9 protein-coding genes are annotated in these 13474 nt (G+C 75.1%); all 9 read right to left on the reverse strand.

Annotated features, from left to right (window positions below):
* Nucleotides 1-96: 96 nt before the first annotated feature.
* The 9 genes from HND91_RS01330 to HND91_RS01370 all read right to left on the reverse strand — a co-directional run bounded on the left by HND91_RS01330 (nucleotide 97) and on the right by HND91_RS01370 (nucleotide 13413).
* Nucleotides 97-1992: a response regulator gene (locus HND91_RS01330; RefSeq protein ID WP_181704712.1), complete on the reverse strand. Its 1896-nt coding sequence runs from the start codon at nucleotides 1990-1992 to the stop codon at nucleotides 97-99.
* Nucleotides 1989-3767, reverse strand: coding sequence for a response regulator (locus HND91_RS01335; protein WP_181704713.1), 1779 nt, complete (start codon nucleotides 3765-3767; stop codon nucleotides 1989-1991). Before HND91_RS01335 ends, HND91_RS01330 begins: the two co-directional genes overlap by 4 nt.
* Nucleotides 3764-4798: a chemotaxis-specific protein-glutamate methyltransferase CheB gene (gene cheB / locus HND91_RS01340; RefSeq protein WP_181705180.1), complete on the reverse strand. Its 1035-nt coding sequence runs from the start codon at nucleotides 4796-4798 to the stop codon at nucleotides 3764-3766. The genes HND91_RS01335 and cheB overlap by 4 nt, the downstream gene beginning before the upstream one ends.
* A gap of 32 nt (nucleotides 4799-4830) precedes the next feature.
* Nucleotides 4831-7374 (reverse strand): response regulator, encoded by a 2544-nt coding sequence (locus HND91_RS01345; protein WP_181704714.1) that lies wholly within the window; start codon nucleotides 7372-7374, stop codon nucleotides 4831-4833.
* A gap of 16 nt (nucleotides 7375-7390) precedes the next feature.
* The gene (locus HND91_RS01350; RefSeq protein ID WP_181704715.1) at nucleotides 7391-9067 is read right to left on the reverse strand and encodes a methyl-accepting chemotaxis protein; all 1677 of its coding nucleotides are present in this window, start codon (nucleotides 9065-9067) and stop codon (nucleotides 7391-7393) included.
* Nucleotides 9067-9630 carry a chemotaxis protein CheW gene (locus HND91_RS01355; protein WP_181704716.1) on the reverse strand — a complete coding sequence of 188 codons (564 nt, stop codon included), beginning with the start codon at nucleotides 9628-9630 and terminating at the stop codon, nucleotides 9067-9069. The genes HND91_RS01350 and HND91_RS01355 overlap by 1 nt, the downstream gene beginning before the upstream one ends.
* A gap of 1 nt (nucleotide 9631) precedes the next feature.
* The gene (locus tag HND91_RS01360; protein WP_181704717.1) at nucleotides 9632-11200 is read right to left on the reverse strand and encodes a CheR family methyltransferase; all 1569 of its coding nucleotides are present in this window, start codon (nucleotides 11198-11200) and stop codon (nucleotides 9632-9634) included.
* A complete protein-coding gene (locus HND91_RS01365) occupies nucleotides 11197-11709 on the reverse strand; it encodes a chemotaxis protein CheW (protein WP_181704718.1) in 513 nt (170 codons plus the stop codon). The genes HND91_RS01360 and HND91_RS01365 overlap by 4 nt, the downstream gene beginning before the upstream one ends.
* Before the next feature lie 93 nt (nucleotides 11710-11802).
* The gene (locus tag HND91_RS01370) at nucleotides 11803-13413 is read right to left on the reverse strand and encodes a putative bifunctional diguanylate cyclase/phosphodiesterase (protein ID WP_181704719.1); all 1611 of its coding nucleotides are present in this window, start codon (nucleotides 13411-13413) and stop codon (nucleotides 11803-11805) included.
* Nucleotides 13414-13474: the final 61 nt, after the last annotated feature.

Below are 13474 nucleotides of genomic sequence, written 5' to 3' on the forward strand. Positions count from 1 at the left end.
CCCGGTCCGGTGGATGGCCCCCAATCGCCCGGCGGGCCGCCTGTTCCATCGCGCCCGCCGGCGCGGCTTTTTCCATCGCGCCCGCCGGCGCGCCTGTCAGGCCACCAGGTCGGCGATCGCCATGGCGAGGTCGTCCTGGCGGAACGGCTTGGCGAGATAGCGGTCCATGGCGGCCAGCGCCTCGTCCTCCGCGTGCCCGGTCACGAACAGCACCGGCATGCCGGGCCGGCGGCGGCGGGCTTCCTCGGCCACCTCCACGCCGGTCATCCCCGGCATGGCGTAGTCCACGATGAGGAGGTCCGGCCACAGCCCCCCGTCGAGGAGCGCCAGGGCGGAGGCCCCGTCCGCCGCCTCGGAGAGGGCGTGCCCCATGGCGGTCACGAAGGCGGCCGTCACCTGGCGCACAGCCGGGTCGTCGTCCACCACCAGGATGGTCAGCCGCCGCTTCGGCCCGGTCACCGCCGGCTTCGCCTCCTCGCGCCCGCCCTCGTCGCCGCTGTCGAGCGGCAGCACCAGGGTCACCGTGGTGCCGCGCCCCACCTGGCTGTCGATCTCCACCGTGCCGCGCGCCTGGGTGGCGAAGGTGTAGACCATGGACAGGCCGAGGCCCGTGCCCTTGCCCACCTCCTTGGTGGTGAAGAAGGGCTCGAACACCCGCGCCAGCACGTCCGGCGGCATTCCCTCGCCCGTGTCGGAGACGCTCACCGTCACGTAGTCGCCGGGCGGCAGGGCGCCTCCGTCCGGCACCGACCGGTTGCCGGTGGAGACGGTCACCACGCCGCCCGCCGCCATGGCGTCGCGGGCGTTGATGCAGAGGTTGAGGACGGCGAGCTCCAGCTGGTCCGGGTCCACCCTCACCTTGGCGGGCCGGGCCTCCAGGCGCCGCTCCACCGACACGGTGCCGCCGAGGGCGTGGTCGAGGAGGTCGCGCATCCGGCCGACCAGCGCGTTGGCGTCGACGACCGCCGTGCTGGCGTCGGTCTGGCGGCTGAAGCCGAGCAGCCGCTTGGTCAGCACCGCGCCCCGCTCAGCCGCCTCCCGGGCGCCGGTCACGTAGCGGTGCAGCCGCTCGTCCTCCGGCAGGCGCCGCTCGGCCAGCTCCAGGCCGCCGATGATGGCGGTGAGAAGGTTGTTGAAGTCGTGCGCGATGCCCCCCGCCAGGGTCCCGAGCGCCCGCATCTTCTCCGTCTGGGCGAGCCGCGCCTCCATCTGGCGGGCCTCGGTCACGTCCCGCTCCACGGTCATCAGGAAGGCCGGCCGGCCGTCCTCGCCCGGGATGGGCACGCGGCGGGTGGAGAGGTGGACCGTGCGGCCGGTCTCGTCCGTCTCCTCGCCCACCTCCTCGTCCTCCCGGCCGGAGGCGAGCGCCGCCCGGTCGGCCGCCTCCACGGCGGCGCCGTCGGGCCGGAGCTCGCTCTCCCTCAGCCCCACGCAGTCCGCCGGGTCGAGCCCGAAGGCGGCCGCCTTACGGGCGTTGAGACGCACGAAGCGGCCGTCCCGGTCCTTGAACGAGATGGCGTCCGCGCCGCTCTCCAGGAGGCCGCGCACGATCGCCCGCTCGGTCGCGAGGTCGCGGGCGAGGCGGGTGCGCTCCGCCGTCGTCGCCACCAGGCTCTTCAGGGCGGCCGCGTCCCAGGGCTTCGCCACATAGGCCACGATCCCGCCCCGGTTCACCGCCGAGGCGACCGCCCCGAGGTCCGCGTAGCCGGTCAGCAGGATGGCGCCCGCGTCGGTGATCGCCCGCGCCCGCTCCAGGAAGGCGTCGCCGGTCATGCCCGGCATGCGCTGGTCGGAGACGATCACGGCCACGTCGGGCTCGGCCCGGAGCCGGCCGAGCGCGTCCGCCGCCGAGGTGGCGGCCAGCACCCGGAACTCGTCCTCCAGGAGGTCCTCCAGGGCCGTCAGGATGTCCGGCTCGTCGTCGACCACCAGCACCAGCGGCAGCGGCCGGGTCCGGGTCGGCCCGAGGGCCCTCTGGGCGATCTGGCTCATGGCGTCCTCCGCGGGATCCGGATGACGAAGCGCGCGCCGCCTCCCGGGGCCGTCTCCACCGCGATGTCCCCGTTGTGCGCCAGCACCACGCCGTAGGAGATGGCGAGGCCGAGGCCCGTCCCGGCGCCCACCGGCTTGGTGGTGAAGAAGGGCTCGAAGATCCGATTCTTCAGGTCCGGCGGCACGCCGGGGCCGTCGTCGCTGATGGCGATCTCGTACGTCCTGTCGTCCGATCGCGTTTCGATGGCGATTGTTCCCCTGTCGCCGATGGCGTCGGCCGCGTTTCCGATGATGTTCATGACCACCTGGTTGAGGAGCGCCGGCGAGGCGACGAGCGTCGGCTCCGCCTCGTAGCGCCGGGTGACGGTCACGCCGTCGCCGAGCTTGTGGGAGAGGAGCGACAGCACCGTCTCGATGGACGACGGCACGTCCAGGGTGTCGGCGTCGCCCTCGTCGAGGCGCGAGAACTTGCGCAGGTTGAGCACCAGGTCCTGGATCCGCGTCAGCCCCACCCGCATGCTGGCGAGCCGGTCGAGCGCCTTGCCGGCGCGCGCGGCCGCCTCCGGGTCGTCCGCCACCCGGTCGGCGAGCGTGCGCACCGCCCGCTCCACCGTGCCGTGGTGGGCGAGCACGAAGGCGAGCGGGTTGTTGATCTCGTGGGCGATGCCGGCCACGAGCTCGCCGAGCGAGGCCATCTTGGCCGCGTGCACCAGCTGCGACTGGGTCTCCTGCAGGCGCTGGTTCGTGTGCGCGAGGTCCCGGTTGGCCTGCTCCAGTTCCCCCGCCAGCGCCGCCCGCGCCTCCGCCGCCTCCGCGTCCGCCCGCGCCCGCTCGACGGCGAGCTCGCGCGCCCGGAAGTCGCTCTCGATCCGCCGGTTCTCCTCGCGCAGCAGCTTGCGCCGGACGAGCGCCCGGATCCGGAGGTCCAGGAGATCCGGCTCCGCCGTCGCCGGCACCATGTCGTCGACGCCCGAGCCGTAGATCTCCGCCACCGCCGCCGAGGACAGCCGCTCCTCGTCGTAGAGCGCCACCAGCACGAAGTCCGGTTCCGCCGGCCCTCCGCCCTCCGGCCCGGCGCGCAGCCGGTCGAGCTCGGTCACCAGCGCCGGCCCGTCGAACCGCTCCGACATCAGGTCCACGATCACGCAGTCCACCGCCGAGGGCGCTTCGGCGAGCCGGGCGAAGGCCGCCTCCGCCGTCGCGGCCGTGCTCACCGCGAAGGCGTCGCGCGCCGTCAGGCCGCGGGCGAGCGCCGCCGCCGCCCCGTCCGGCGGCTCCCGGTCCGACACCAGGAGGAGGCTCGCCCGCCGGAAGGTGGAATAGCGCGGCGAGCCGGCGCCCGCCGATCCCTCCTGCGCCTCGGCCGTCCCCGGCCGGCGCCGCATCAGCGCCTTGATCCTGAGGAGAAGCAGCGTCTGCGGCGCCGACTTCGGCACGTAGGCGTCGGCCCCGCTCTCCAGGCCGTGCCGCTCCACCTCCCGCTCGGAGGCCTCGGTCAGCATGATCACCGGCAGCGTCCGGGTCTGCACGTTCATGCGGATCTGCCGGGCGAGCCCGTCGCCGTTCATGCCCGGCAGGTGGAAGTCCGCGATCACGAGGTCCGGCGTGCGCTCGTTGAGGATGTCGAACGCCGCCTCCGCGGACGTCGCCCACTCCACCTGGTAGCCGGCGGTCTCCAGCACGTGGCGCAGCTTCAGCGCCTGGGTGGGGCTGTCCTCCACCACCAGGATGCGGTCTCGGCGGCATTCCGGATCGGACACGGGCGGCGCCGTCATGAGCGCCCCCCCGCGAGCCGGAGAAGGCGCGGGCCGACCAGGTCCAGCGGCAGGCTCACCCGCGACCCGCCCATCCGGACGGCGGCCGCCGGCATGCCGTAGACCACCGCCGTGCTCTCGTCCTCGGTCACCGTGAAGCCGCCCGCCTGGCGCAGCGCCGTCAGGCCCGCGGCCCCGTCCTCGCCCATGCCGGTGAGGAGCACGCCCACGGCCCGCGGCCCGTAGACCGCCGCCAGCGAGGAGAACAGCACGTTCGCCGACGGCCGCTGGCCGCCGACCGGCGCATCGTCCGTCACCTTCAGGAGACCGCCGGCCGCCGCCACGCTCAGGTGCCGGTCCCCCGGCGCCACGTAGACGTGCCCGGCCTTCGCCACCTCGTCGGAGGCGGCGAGCCGCACGGTCATCGGCACCAGCCCGTCCAGCCAGGCCGCGAAGCCCTCCATGAAGGGCGCGCCCATGTGCTGCACCAGCAGCACCGGCAGCGGATAGTCGGCGGGCAGCGCGCCGAGCACGCGGGCGAGCGCGGGCGGGCCGCCGGTGGACGCCGCGACCGCCACCACCGCCGGCGCCGCCACCGGCCCGGCGAGGTCCGGGACCGGACGGCCGGGCGCCGGCCGCTGGCCGATGCTGCGCCGTCGGATCACCGGCACCTGGCTCATGATGAAGAGCTGGGTGCAGATCGTCCCCGCCACGGTCTCGTACTTGGCGTTGCCCAGACCCACCGGCTTCTCGACCACGGACAGGGCCCCCAGCCGGAGCGCGTTCAGCGAGATCTTGAGCGAGGTGTCCTCCACCGCGTCGGCGATCACCACGATCGGCGTCGGCCGCTCCGCCATGATCCGGCTGATCGCCTCCAGGCCGTCCATGCCGGGCAGGCGGATGTCCATGGAGATCACGTCCGGCTGCACCCGGTGCACCTCCATCAGGGCCTCCTCGGCGGTCTCCACCGCCGCCACCACCGTCAGGCGGGAATCGCGCGAAACGATGTGCGCCAGCAGGCGGCGGACGACCGCGGAATCCTCCACGATCATGACGCGGACGGGGGTGCGGGGGGCGCCGGCGATCACAGCAGCTGTCCGATCGTGGCCAGGAGGTCGCGCTGGTCGAAGGTCTGCTTCGTCACATAGGCGCTCGCACCGAGGTCGAGACCCCGGCGCACGTCCTCCGGCGCGGCGCGGGACGTCATCAGGATGACCGGCAGCGCCGCGAAGCGGCTGTCCGCCCGGATGGCCTGCAGGAGGCCGAAGCCGTCCATCCGGGGCATCTCCACGTCGGCGATCACCAGGTCGACGACCGCCTCGCCGGCGCGCAGCGCGTTGAGGGCGTCGAGCCCGTCCACGCTCAGGATCACCCGGTAGCCCTGCGCCTCCAGGATGCTCTTCTCCAGGGTCCGGGTCGTGATGCTGTCGTCCACCACCAGGATGGTCACGGGCTTCGCCTCGGCGGCCGGGCGCCAGTCCGACAGGCCGACGCCCCTCGCGGCGGCCCCGTCCGTCTCCAGCCAGCGCTCCACCAGCGCGGCGCCGTCCAGCACCGGCGCCGGCAGCCCGTCGTCGGTCAGCACCGCCCCGGACACGATCCTGCCGTCCGCCCCGAACCCGTCCACGGCGCTCACGATCATGGATCGGGCGTCCTTGAGGGCGTCCACGGCAAGGCCCAGCCGGCGGTCTCCCCGCCGGATCGTCGCTACGGTGAGGGTTCCGGCATGGACGGGAAGCGGCACGGCGGCAAGACCCAGAACGTCAGGCAATGTGATGATCGGAACCACAACGTCCTGTCCGCCGAATTCGATCCAGACCGCCGGCCGGCCCTCCACACTGTGAAGCGCCGCCTCGGGCACCCGCAGCAGGCGCTCCACCCCATGGCTCGGCAACCCGTAGGCGCGCCCGGCCGCCTCCAGGACGACGATCGACTGCAGCGCCGCCGCGAGCGGCACCGACAGCACCGCCTCGGTGCCGAACGGCCGGCGGGGCCGCAGCTCCACATGCCCCCGGTGCCGGCGCACCGCCTCGGCCACCACCGACAGGCCCACGCCGCGCCCGGACAGCCGGTCCACCGCCGGCGCGGTGGAGAAGCCCGCCTCGAACACCAGGGCCAGCAGCCGGTCCGGCGAGGGCGGCGGCGCCCCGAAGGAGCGCGGCTTCATCAGCCCCCGCTCCACCGCGACCGCCTCGATGCGGGCGAGGTCCGGCCCGCGCCCGTCGTCGGAGACGGTCAGCGTGAGCCGCCCTCCCCCGACGGCGGCGGTCACCGCCACCTCCATCTCCGCCGGCTTGCCGGCCGCCGCCCGCGCCTCCGCCGGTTCGCCCCCGTGGCCGACCGCGTTGCGGACGAGATGGAGCACCGGATCCTTCAGCCCCTGCAGAAGCCGCCGGTCGACGAGCGCCTCGAAGCCGTCCGCCCGGAACCGGACCGCCAGGCCCTGGGCGCGCGCAAGGTCGCGCACCATGCGGCCGAGCCCCCCGAGCACGGTCTCCACCGGCACCAGCGACACGCCCTCCACATCCTCGGCGAGGCGCGTGGCGGCGCGCTCCAGCGAGAAGGCCTGCCGGCGCTCCGCCTGGGCCAGCCGGTTGAGGTCCACCTGCAGCGCCGTCGCGACCGTCTCCACCTCCGCCAGCCGCCGCGCCAGCCGGCGCGCCACGGCGGCAGGCGTGCCCGGCCCGTCGCCCGCGCGGCCGAGGTCGGCGGCGATCCGGGCCGCCGGCTCGCGCACCTCGCCGAGCGCCCGCGCCAGCGAGCGCGCCGTCGCGGCCAGGTTCTTCAGCTCGGCCGGCAGGCCCTGGCGAGCCTGGACCTCCCCCAGCACGAGCGACAGGGAGGCCCCGAGCCGTTCCACCTGCCGGGCGGACACCCGCAGCACCTCGCTCCCCTCGTCGGGCGCCGTCGGCTCGGCGCCGCGCGCGGCCTCCTCCGCCAGCGCCTCCCTCCCGTCCCCCGACGCCGCGGCGCCGTCCGGCTCGGGCGCGGCGGCCGCCGGGTCCCGGCGCATCGCGTCGAGCCCCGCCGAACCCTCTCCGGCGGGCACGCCGCCGGGCGCATCCGCGCCCTCCGGAACCGGCGCTCCCGCCGTCCCGGCCGCAGCCGCCGTGTCCCCCGGGGCCCGGTCGGCCGGTTCGTCGCCGGTCACGGCGGCGGCCGGAGACCGATCCGCGACCCGCGGCTCCCCACCGGCTTCCGGCTCGGCACCCGGCGCGGGCTCCGGCCCCGCCGGCGACCCCTCCGCCCTCTCCGGCGCCTCCACCCTCTCCAGCGCCTCGGCCGCGGCCGCCATCGCCTGAGGGTCGCCACCCCCGTCGAGCGTCGCCACGTGTCCCTCGATCGCGTCGAGCGCCTGCTCCACCGCCGCCCGCACCGGCGCGTTGAGGCGGAGGTCGCCGTCGATCACCCGCTGCACCAGCGCCTCCAGCCGGTGCGCCAGATCCTCCACGGGGCCGATGTCCACCGCCCGGGCGGCGCCCTTCAGGCTGTGCGCCCGGCGGAACACGTCGGCGAGGTCGACCGGCTGGCCGGACGCGGCGCGGTCCAGCGCCCGCCGGATCACGCCGACGTGCTCCCTGTGTTCCGCGTCGAAGGCGGCCAGAAGCTCCTTGAGGAGGTCGCTCACCCGCTGTGGCCTCCCGTCAGATCCGGTAGCGGTTGGAGAGGGACAGGAGCGCGTGGGCGAGGTCGGCGAGCGTGCCGGCCGCCTGGTCCAGCTGGCGGGTGCCGGCGGCGGTCTGCTGGCTCGCCTGCCGGATGTTCTGGAGCGCCCCCATCACCTGCTCGATGCCGAGCTGCTGCTGGTTGGTGGAGGCCACGATCTGCTGGAAGGTGTGCACGCTGTCCTGCACCCGCTGGGTGATCTCGTCGATGGTCTTCTGGGTCACGTCCGACTTCTCCTTGCCGGCCGCCACCCGCTTCACCGCCTCCTCGGTCAGCATGACCGAGGCGTTGATGCCGCGCTGGATGTCGCCGAGGATGGAGCGCACCTGTCCGGTCGCCTCCTTGGCCTGGTCGGCGAGCAGCTTCATCTCCGCCGCCACCACGGCGAAGCTGCGCCCGCTCTCCCCGGCCGCCGCCGCCTCGATGGCGGCGTTGAGGGCGAGGAGGTGCGAGCGCTCGGAAATGTCGTTCACCGTCGTGATGATCTCGCCGACCGCCTGGGTCTTCTCGCTCAGCGCCACGATGTTGCCGGCCACCGCCTCCGCCTGCTCGCGGATGGCGTCCATCGCCCGGGCCGTCTCCTCCACGGCGTCGAGGCCGGCGGTCGAGGTCTGGGCGGTCGCCTGGGCCGAGGCGATCACCTCCTGGGCCCGCTTGCCGATCTGGCTGCCCGCGTGGGTGATCTCGTCCACGGTGGCGGCGGTCTCCTGCACGGCGGCCAGCTGCTCCTCCACGCTCGCCGCCTGCTCCTGGGTGGAGGCGCGGATCTCCGCCACCGCCGCGTTGAGGTTCTCGGTCGCCTCCCGGCTCTGGCCGGCCAACTGGCGCAGGCCCTCCACCATGCCGTTCAGCGTCACGCCGAGCCGGCCGATCTCGTCGCGGCCGGTCGCCGCCGCCGCGCCGGAGAGGTCGCCGCGGCCGATCTTCTCCACGAAGCCCATGAAGGCGGAGAGCGGCGTCACGATCGACTGGCGGATCGCGAGCCCGATGACGAGCGCCAGCAGCGCCGTCGCGCCGATCCCGATCGCGATCGACGACCGGCTTTCCGTGTAGACGTCCGCGACCCGCTGCTGGCCGAGCCGGACGGCCGCGTCGAGTTCGGCCTCCGCCGCCTGCAGCGAGAGCGCCAGGGCGTCGCGGATCGTCGCCACCGGGCCCGCGCCCGCCAGCACCGCGTCCACGTCGCCCGCCCGCACGGCCGCGATCTGGGCCTCGCTCGCCTCCCGCAGCCGGCGCATGTCGGCGGAGGCGTCCGCCAGGCGCTGGCGGATCGCCTGGAAGGCGGCGGCGCGGGCCGGGTTCACCGCCTGCCCGGCGAGCGCCTCCGCCTGGGCGATCGCCTCGGCGAGGGTCCGGTCGTTGACGTCGAGCTGGCGCTGCCACGCCACCAGCGGGTCCGCGTCGCCCGCCGCCGGCCGGCCGGTCGCCCGGGCGAGAAGGCCGGTCACGGCCGCGTCGCGGACGGCCGCCAACCGGCTCTGGTCCGCCTGCACGCGGGTCACCTGGCGCAGCACCAGCAGGTCGCGCGCCACGATGGTGCTCGTGGTGTCGCGCACGTCGGCGATCTGGCCGAGCGCGTAGGCGCCGATCCCCACCATGAGGGCGATGATCAGGAAGAAGCCGAGAAGGATGCGGTTGGCGATCGAGACGGTCATCAGGAGGTCACGCCTTTCGGAAAGGCCAGCGGAAGGGGAAAGAGCGGCGCGGTCAGCGCCGGAAGGTCGAGGAGGGTCACCGCGCCGCCCGCCGGGCCGTCGAGCCGGGCGTGCCCGGCCACCGCGCCGCCGGCGCTCCCGCCCGCGCGGGCGCCGTCGCCGACGGCCCTGCCGGCCTCGGCGACGGCTTCGGGCGTGGCGGTCCCGCGCACCGCCTCCACGGCGAGCGCCACCGGCGGCTCGGACCGGAGGAGGACGAGGAAGCCCGCCCGCTCCGCCGCCGGCAGGGCGAGCGCGGCGGAAAGGTCGATCACGCCCACGAACCGCCCCGCCTGGTGGGCGATGCCGACGACCGCCGGGTGCGTGCCCGGCAGCGGCGCGACGGCGCCCGCCGGCGTCACGCCCCGGGTGGCGGCGAGCGGGACGCCGAACACCGTCCCGCCCGTCTCCACCAGAAGCTGCGCCGTCCCGCGCGGCGCCGCCGGCGCGGACCGGCCGCCGCGGGCGAGCTCCCGGGTGCGGGCGTCGAGGATGCGTCGGCGGCGGCGGATCTCGTCGGGCATGTCAGCGCCCTCCCATCGATCGGTGCGCCGCCGGGCCGGACGGCGGCCGGCCGGCCGGAGCCGCCCCGTCGAGGAGGACGCGCGCCATGGCGTGCAGCGTGCCGGCAGTCAGGCCGTCCCCCTCCGGCAGCGGGTCGTCCTCCGGCAGCCGGGCCGCGAGCCGGGCCGCGTTGGCGACCGAGCGGCGGCCGTCCGCCGCCCGCCCCGTCTCGATCAGGGTGAGCCCCAGGTGGTAGTGGGCCATGACGAAGTCCTTCTGGAGGAAGAGCGCGCGCCGGAACGCCGCCTCGGCCCGGTCCGGCCGGCCGGAGGCGCGGTCCACGAGGCCTTCCAGGTGATGGAACACCGGGTCGGCCGGATGCCGCCGCCGCCCTTCCCGGCAGGCGGCGAGCGCGGCGGAGAAGTCCCCCCGGTCCGCGCTCGCCCGCGCGGCCGCGCCGAGCCTTGCCGCCGGTTCGGCGTCCCCGTCGAGCGGCTCCGGCGCCGATGGGGCGATCGGCGGCGCCGCCGCCCGGACCCGCGCCGGATCCGCCGCCCGCCGCTCCGCCCGCCGGCCCGTCGTGCCCGTCCCGCGCGCCGAGGCCCGTTCCGCGCCCGCCCCGGAGCGCCCGGACCGCATCGCCGTCTCGCCCACCGGCGCCGCCGTCCCGCCCGCCGCCGCCGTCTCGCCGGTCGCCGGGGCCGTCCCGCCCGCCGGGCGGCGGCGGAACACCAGCGTGCCGCCGAGGTCCACCGGCGTCACCGGCCCGCCGAAGGCCGGGTTGATCTCCGCGTGGCCGAGCAGCAGCCAGCCGCCCTCGGCCAAGGTGTCGCCGAGCGCCGCCACGATCCTCGCCACCGTGTCCGGGTGGAAGTAGATCAGCACGTTCCGGCAGAGGACGAGGTCGAAGTCGGAGAACTGCAGCGGCGACGTGCCGTCAAGGAGGCTGAGGAGGTTGTGCGGCTCGAACCGCACCAGCGACGCGTAGGGCCGCTTCAGCGCGAACGTGTTCGGCCGCTCCCCCGCCGTGAACCAGCGGTCCCGCTCCTCCGGCCCCAGCGAGCGCAGCGCCCAGCGCCCGTACACCGCCTGCCGCGCCATCGCCAGGAACTGCTCGTTGATGTCCGTGCCCACGATGGAGACGCGCCAGTCCCGGACCGCCTCGCCGAGGAGGTCCCGCACCAGGATGGCCAGCGAATAGGCCTCCGCCCCGGTCGCCGCCCCGGCGCTCCAGATCCGGATCCGCCGGCCAGCCGCGTTCCGCTCCAGGATCTCCGGCAGGATGGTGTCGCGAAGGGCCGCGAACTGCTCGGCGAAGCGGAAGAAGAAGGTCTCCCCGATGGTGATCTCGGCGACCAGCGCCGCCCATTCGGCGGGCCCGCCCGCGCCGTCCTCCAGCCGCGCCCGGTAGGCGGCCAGCCCCGCCGCCCCGGTCGCCGCCATCCGGCGGCCGATCCGCTCGGCGAGCAGCCGGTCCTTGTCCTCGTAGTAGTGGTGCCCGGTGCGGTCGATGACCAGCCGCTTCAGCGGCGGAAAGCCCGGGTCGGCCAGGATAGCCGCCACCGTCCCCTCGGGGTCCCGTCCGGTCATGCGTCGGCCCAGCGGGCGGCGCGCTCGGCCTCGAGCCGGGTCAGCGAGGCGAGCCGCTCCCGTTCGCTCGCGGTCAGCAGCCGGTCGGCGGAGACGAGCGGCACGAGGCCGCCGCGCAGGGCCACCTCCATCTCCACGCAGCCGTTCAGGGTCGCGTCCGGCGCCACCGGCGTGGCGGTCACCGGCCCCGCGGTGACGACGTCCAGCACCCGGTCCACCAGGAAGGCGACCGTCAGCGCCTCATGGCCGACCACCAGGAGATGGGCGTCGAGCGGATCGATCTCCGGCGCGCGGTCGGCGAGGCCGAACAGCATGGCGAGCCGCACCGCCGGCAGGGCCGCGCCGGCCCGGTCAAGGAAGCCGGCGAACGGGGCGGGCGACCCCGGCGGCCGGCTCAAGTGCGGCAACGGCAGGACTTCGCGCACGCTCGACAGCGGCACGGCGGCGGTCACGCCACCCACGTCGAAGAGCACGGCCGACAGCCGTTCGATCACCATGATGCGACACAAGAACCCGTTCCGCGGACGGATCGTTGAACGCACGGCGCGCCGATCGGTTCCGCTCACGGTGACGCCCGCCGGGTTTTTCACCGGCCGGCGCGGTCAGGCGGTCCGGCGCAGCGCCACCACCCCTTCGGCGGCATAGCGGGTAAGGAAGCCCGGCACCTCGTCGGCCGGCATGGCCGGGGCGAACAGGAAGCCCTGGCCGGTGGAGCAGCCCAGGCCCTCCAGCAGCGCCCGGTTGCTCTCCGCCTCGATGCCTTCCGCCGTGGTGGGCAGGCCGAGGCTGAGGCCGAGGCCGATGATGGCCTCCACGATGCGCCGGCTGTCGGCGTTCTCCCCCATGTCCTTCACGAAGGACTGGTCGATCTTGATCTTGTCGAAGGGCAGCGAGCGCAGCCGCTGCAGGCTGGAATAGCCGGTGCCGAAATCGTCGATCGAGATGGAGACGCCCTCGTCCTTCAGGGAGGCGACCACCAGGTCGAGCCCCGCCACCTCGTCGATGAAGGCGTTCTCGGTGATCTCCACCTCCAGGCGCTTCGGGTCGAACCGGCTCGCCTTCAGCACCTCGCGGAATCCGGCCAGGAAAGCCGGGTTGCGCAGCACCGTCGGCGACACGTTCACCGCCAGCATGATGTGGTCGCCCCAGGCCGAGGCGGCCCGGCAGGCCTTGCCCAGCAGGTCGAGCGTCAGCGGCTCCAGGATGCCGATCTCGTCGGCGATCGGGATGAACACCGACGGCGCGATGTAGCCGACGGTCGGGTGCTGCCAGCGGGCCAGGATCTCGAACCCGGCCACCTTGTTGCGCGACAGGTCGATCAGCGGCTGGAAGTAGGGCACGATCTCGCCGGCCTTCAGCGCGCCCGCGATGGAGGTCTCGATCATGGCGCGGTATTCGAACGCGGTCTTCATCTCGGCATCGAAGGCCGAGACCGCGCCGGGTCCCTTGCGCCGGCTGTGGTGGACAGCCAGATCCGCCCGGTCGAGCAGCGCCATGGCGCCGATCGTGCCCGCGCGCGCCGTGGCGGTGCCCACGTGGATCCGGGCCGGGATGACGAGGCCGTCCACCGCCAGCCCGCCCCGGAAGGCGGCCAGGATGGCGGTCACCTCCTCGTCCGTCGCCGTGAAGGCCGCCGGGCCGGTCACGGCGCGCACCAGGTAGAAGCTGCTGCCCGGGCCGCGGGCGAGGAAATCCCCCGTCCGGACCAGGCCGGTCAGCCGGTCGGCGATCTCCCGCTCCATCGCCTCCTGAAGCGCCGTCCCGTGGACGTCGCGGATCAGCGGCAGGTTGGCGAACTCCACCGCCACCAGGTCCACGAAGGCGCCCTCCCGGGCCTCGGCGAGGAGCCCGTCCAGATAGGCGAGGAGACCGTAGGTGTTCGGCAGGCCGGTCACCGGCTCGGTCAGCCGGTGGGCCTCGAAGGCGGCCATCAGGGTGCTGCGGGCGGCGTGCGCCCGGGCGAGCTCCACCCGGCGGCCGACGCTGAAGACGCCGAGCCCGGCCCAGAGGCCGCCCACCACCGCCACCACCACCGTGCTGCCGAACGGGATCTCCCGGGACAGGAACACCGCGACGGCGCTCATCAGGCCGAGGCGGAACTCCAGGAACACCAGCACGGCGCAGAGGCCCGCGATGCTGAGAAGCTCCACGGCGCTCCGGCCGTTCGGCGCCGCGCCGTCAGGCCCGCCGGCGTTCGGCGAAAGCGCGGTCATCGGCCGGCCCCCCAGGCCCGTTCGGCGCGTCCGGCGCGGACGTCGGGTGGGGTTGCGTTCT

Origin of the sequence: Chthonobacter rhizosphaerae (assembly GCF_013839525.1) — a bacterium.
GTDB lineage: Bacteria > Pseudomonadota > Alphaproteobacteria > Rhizobiales > Pleomorphomonadaceae > Chthonobacter > Chthonobacter rhizosphaerae.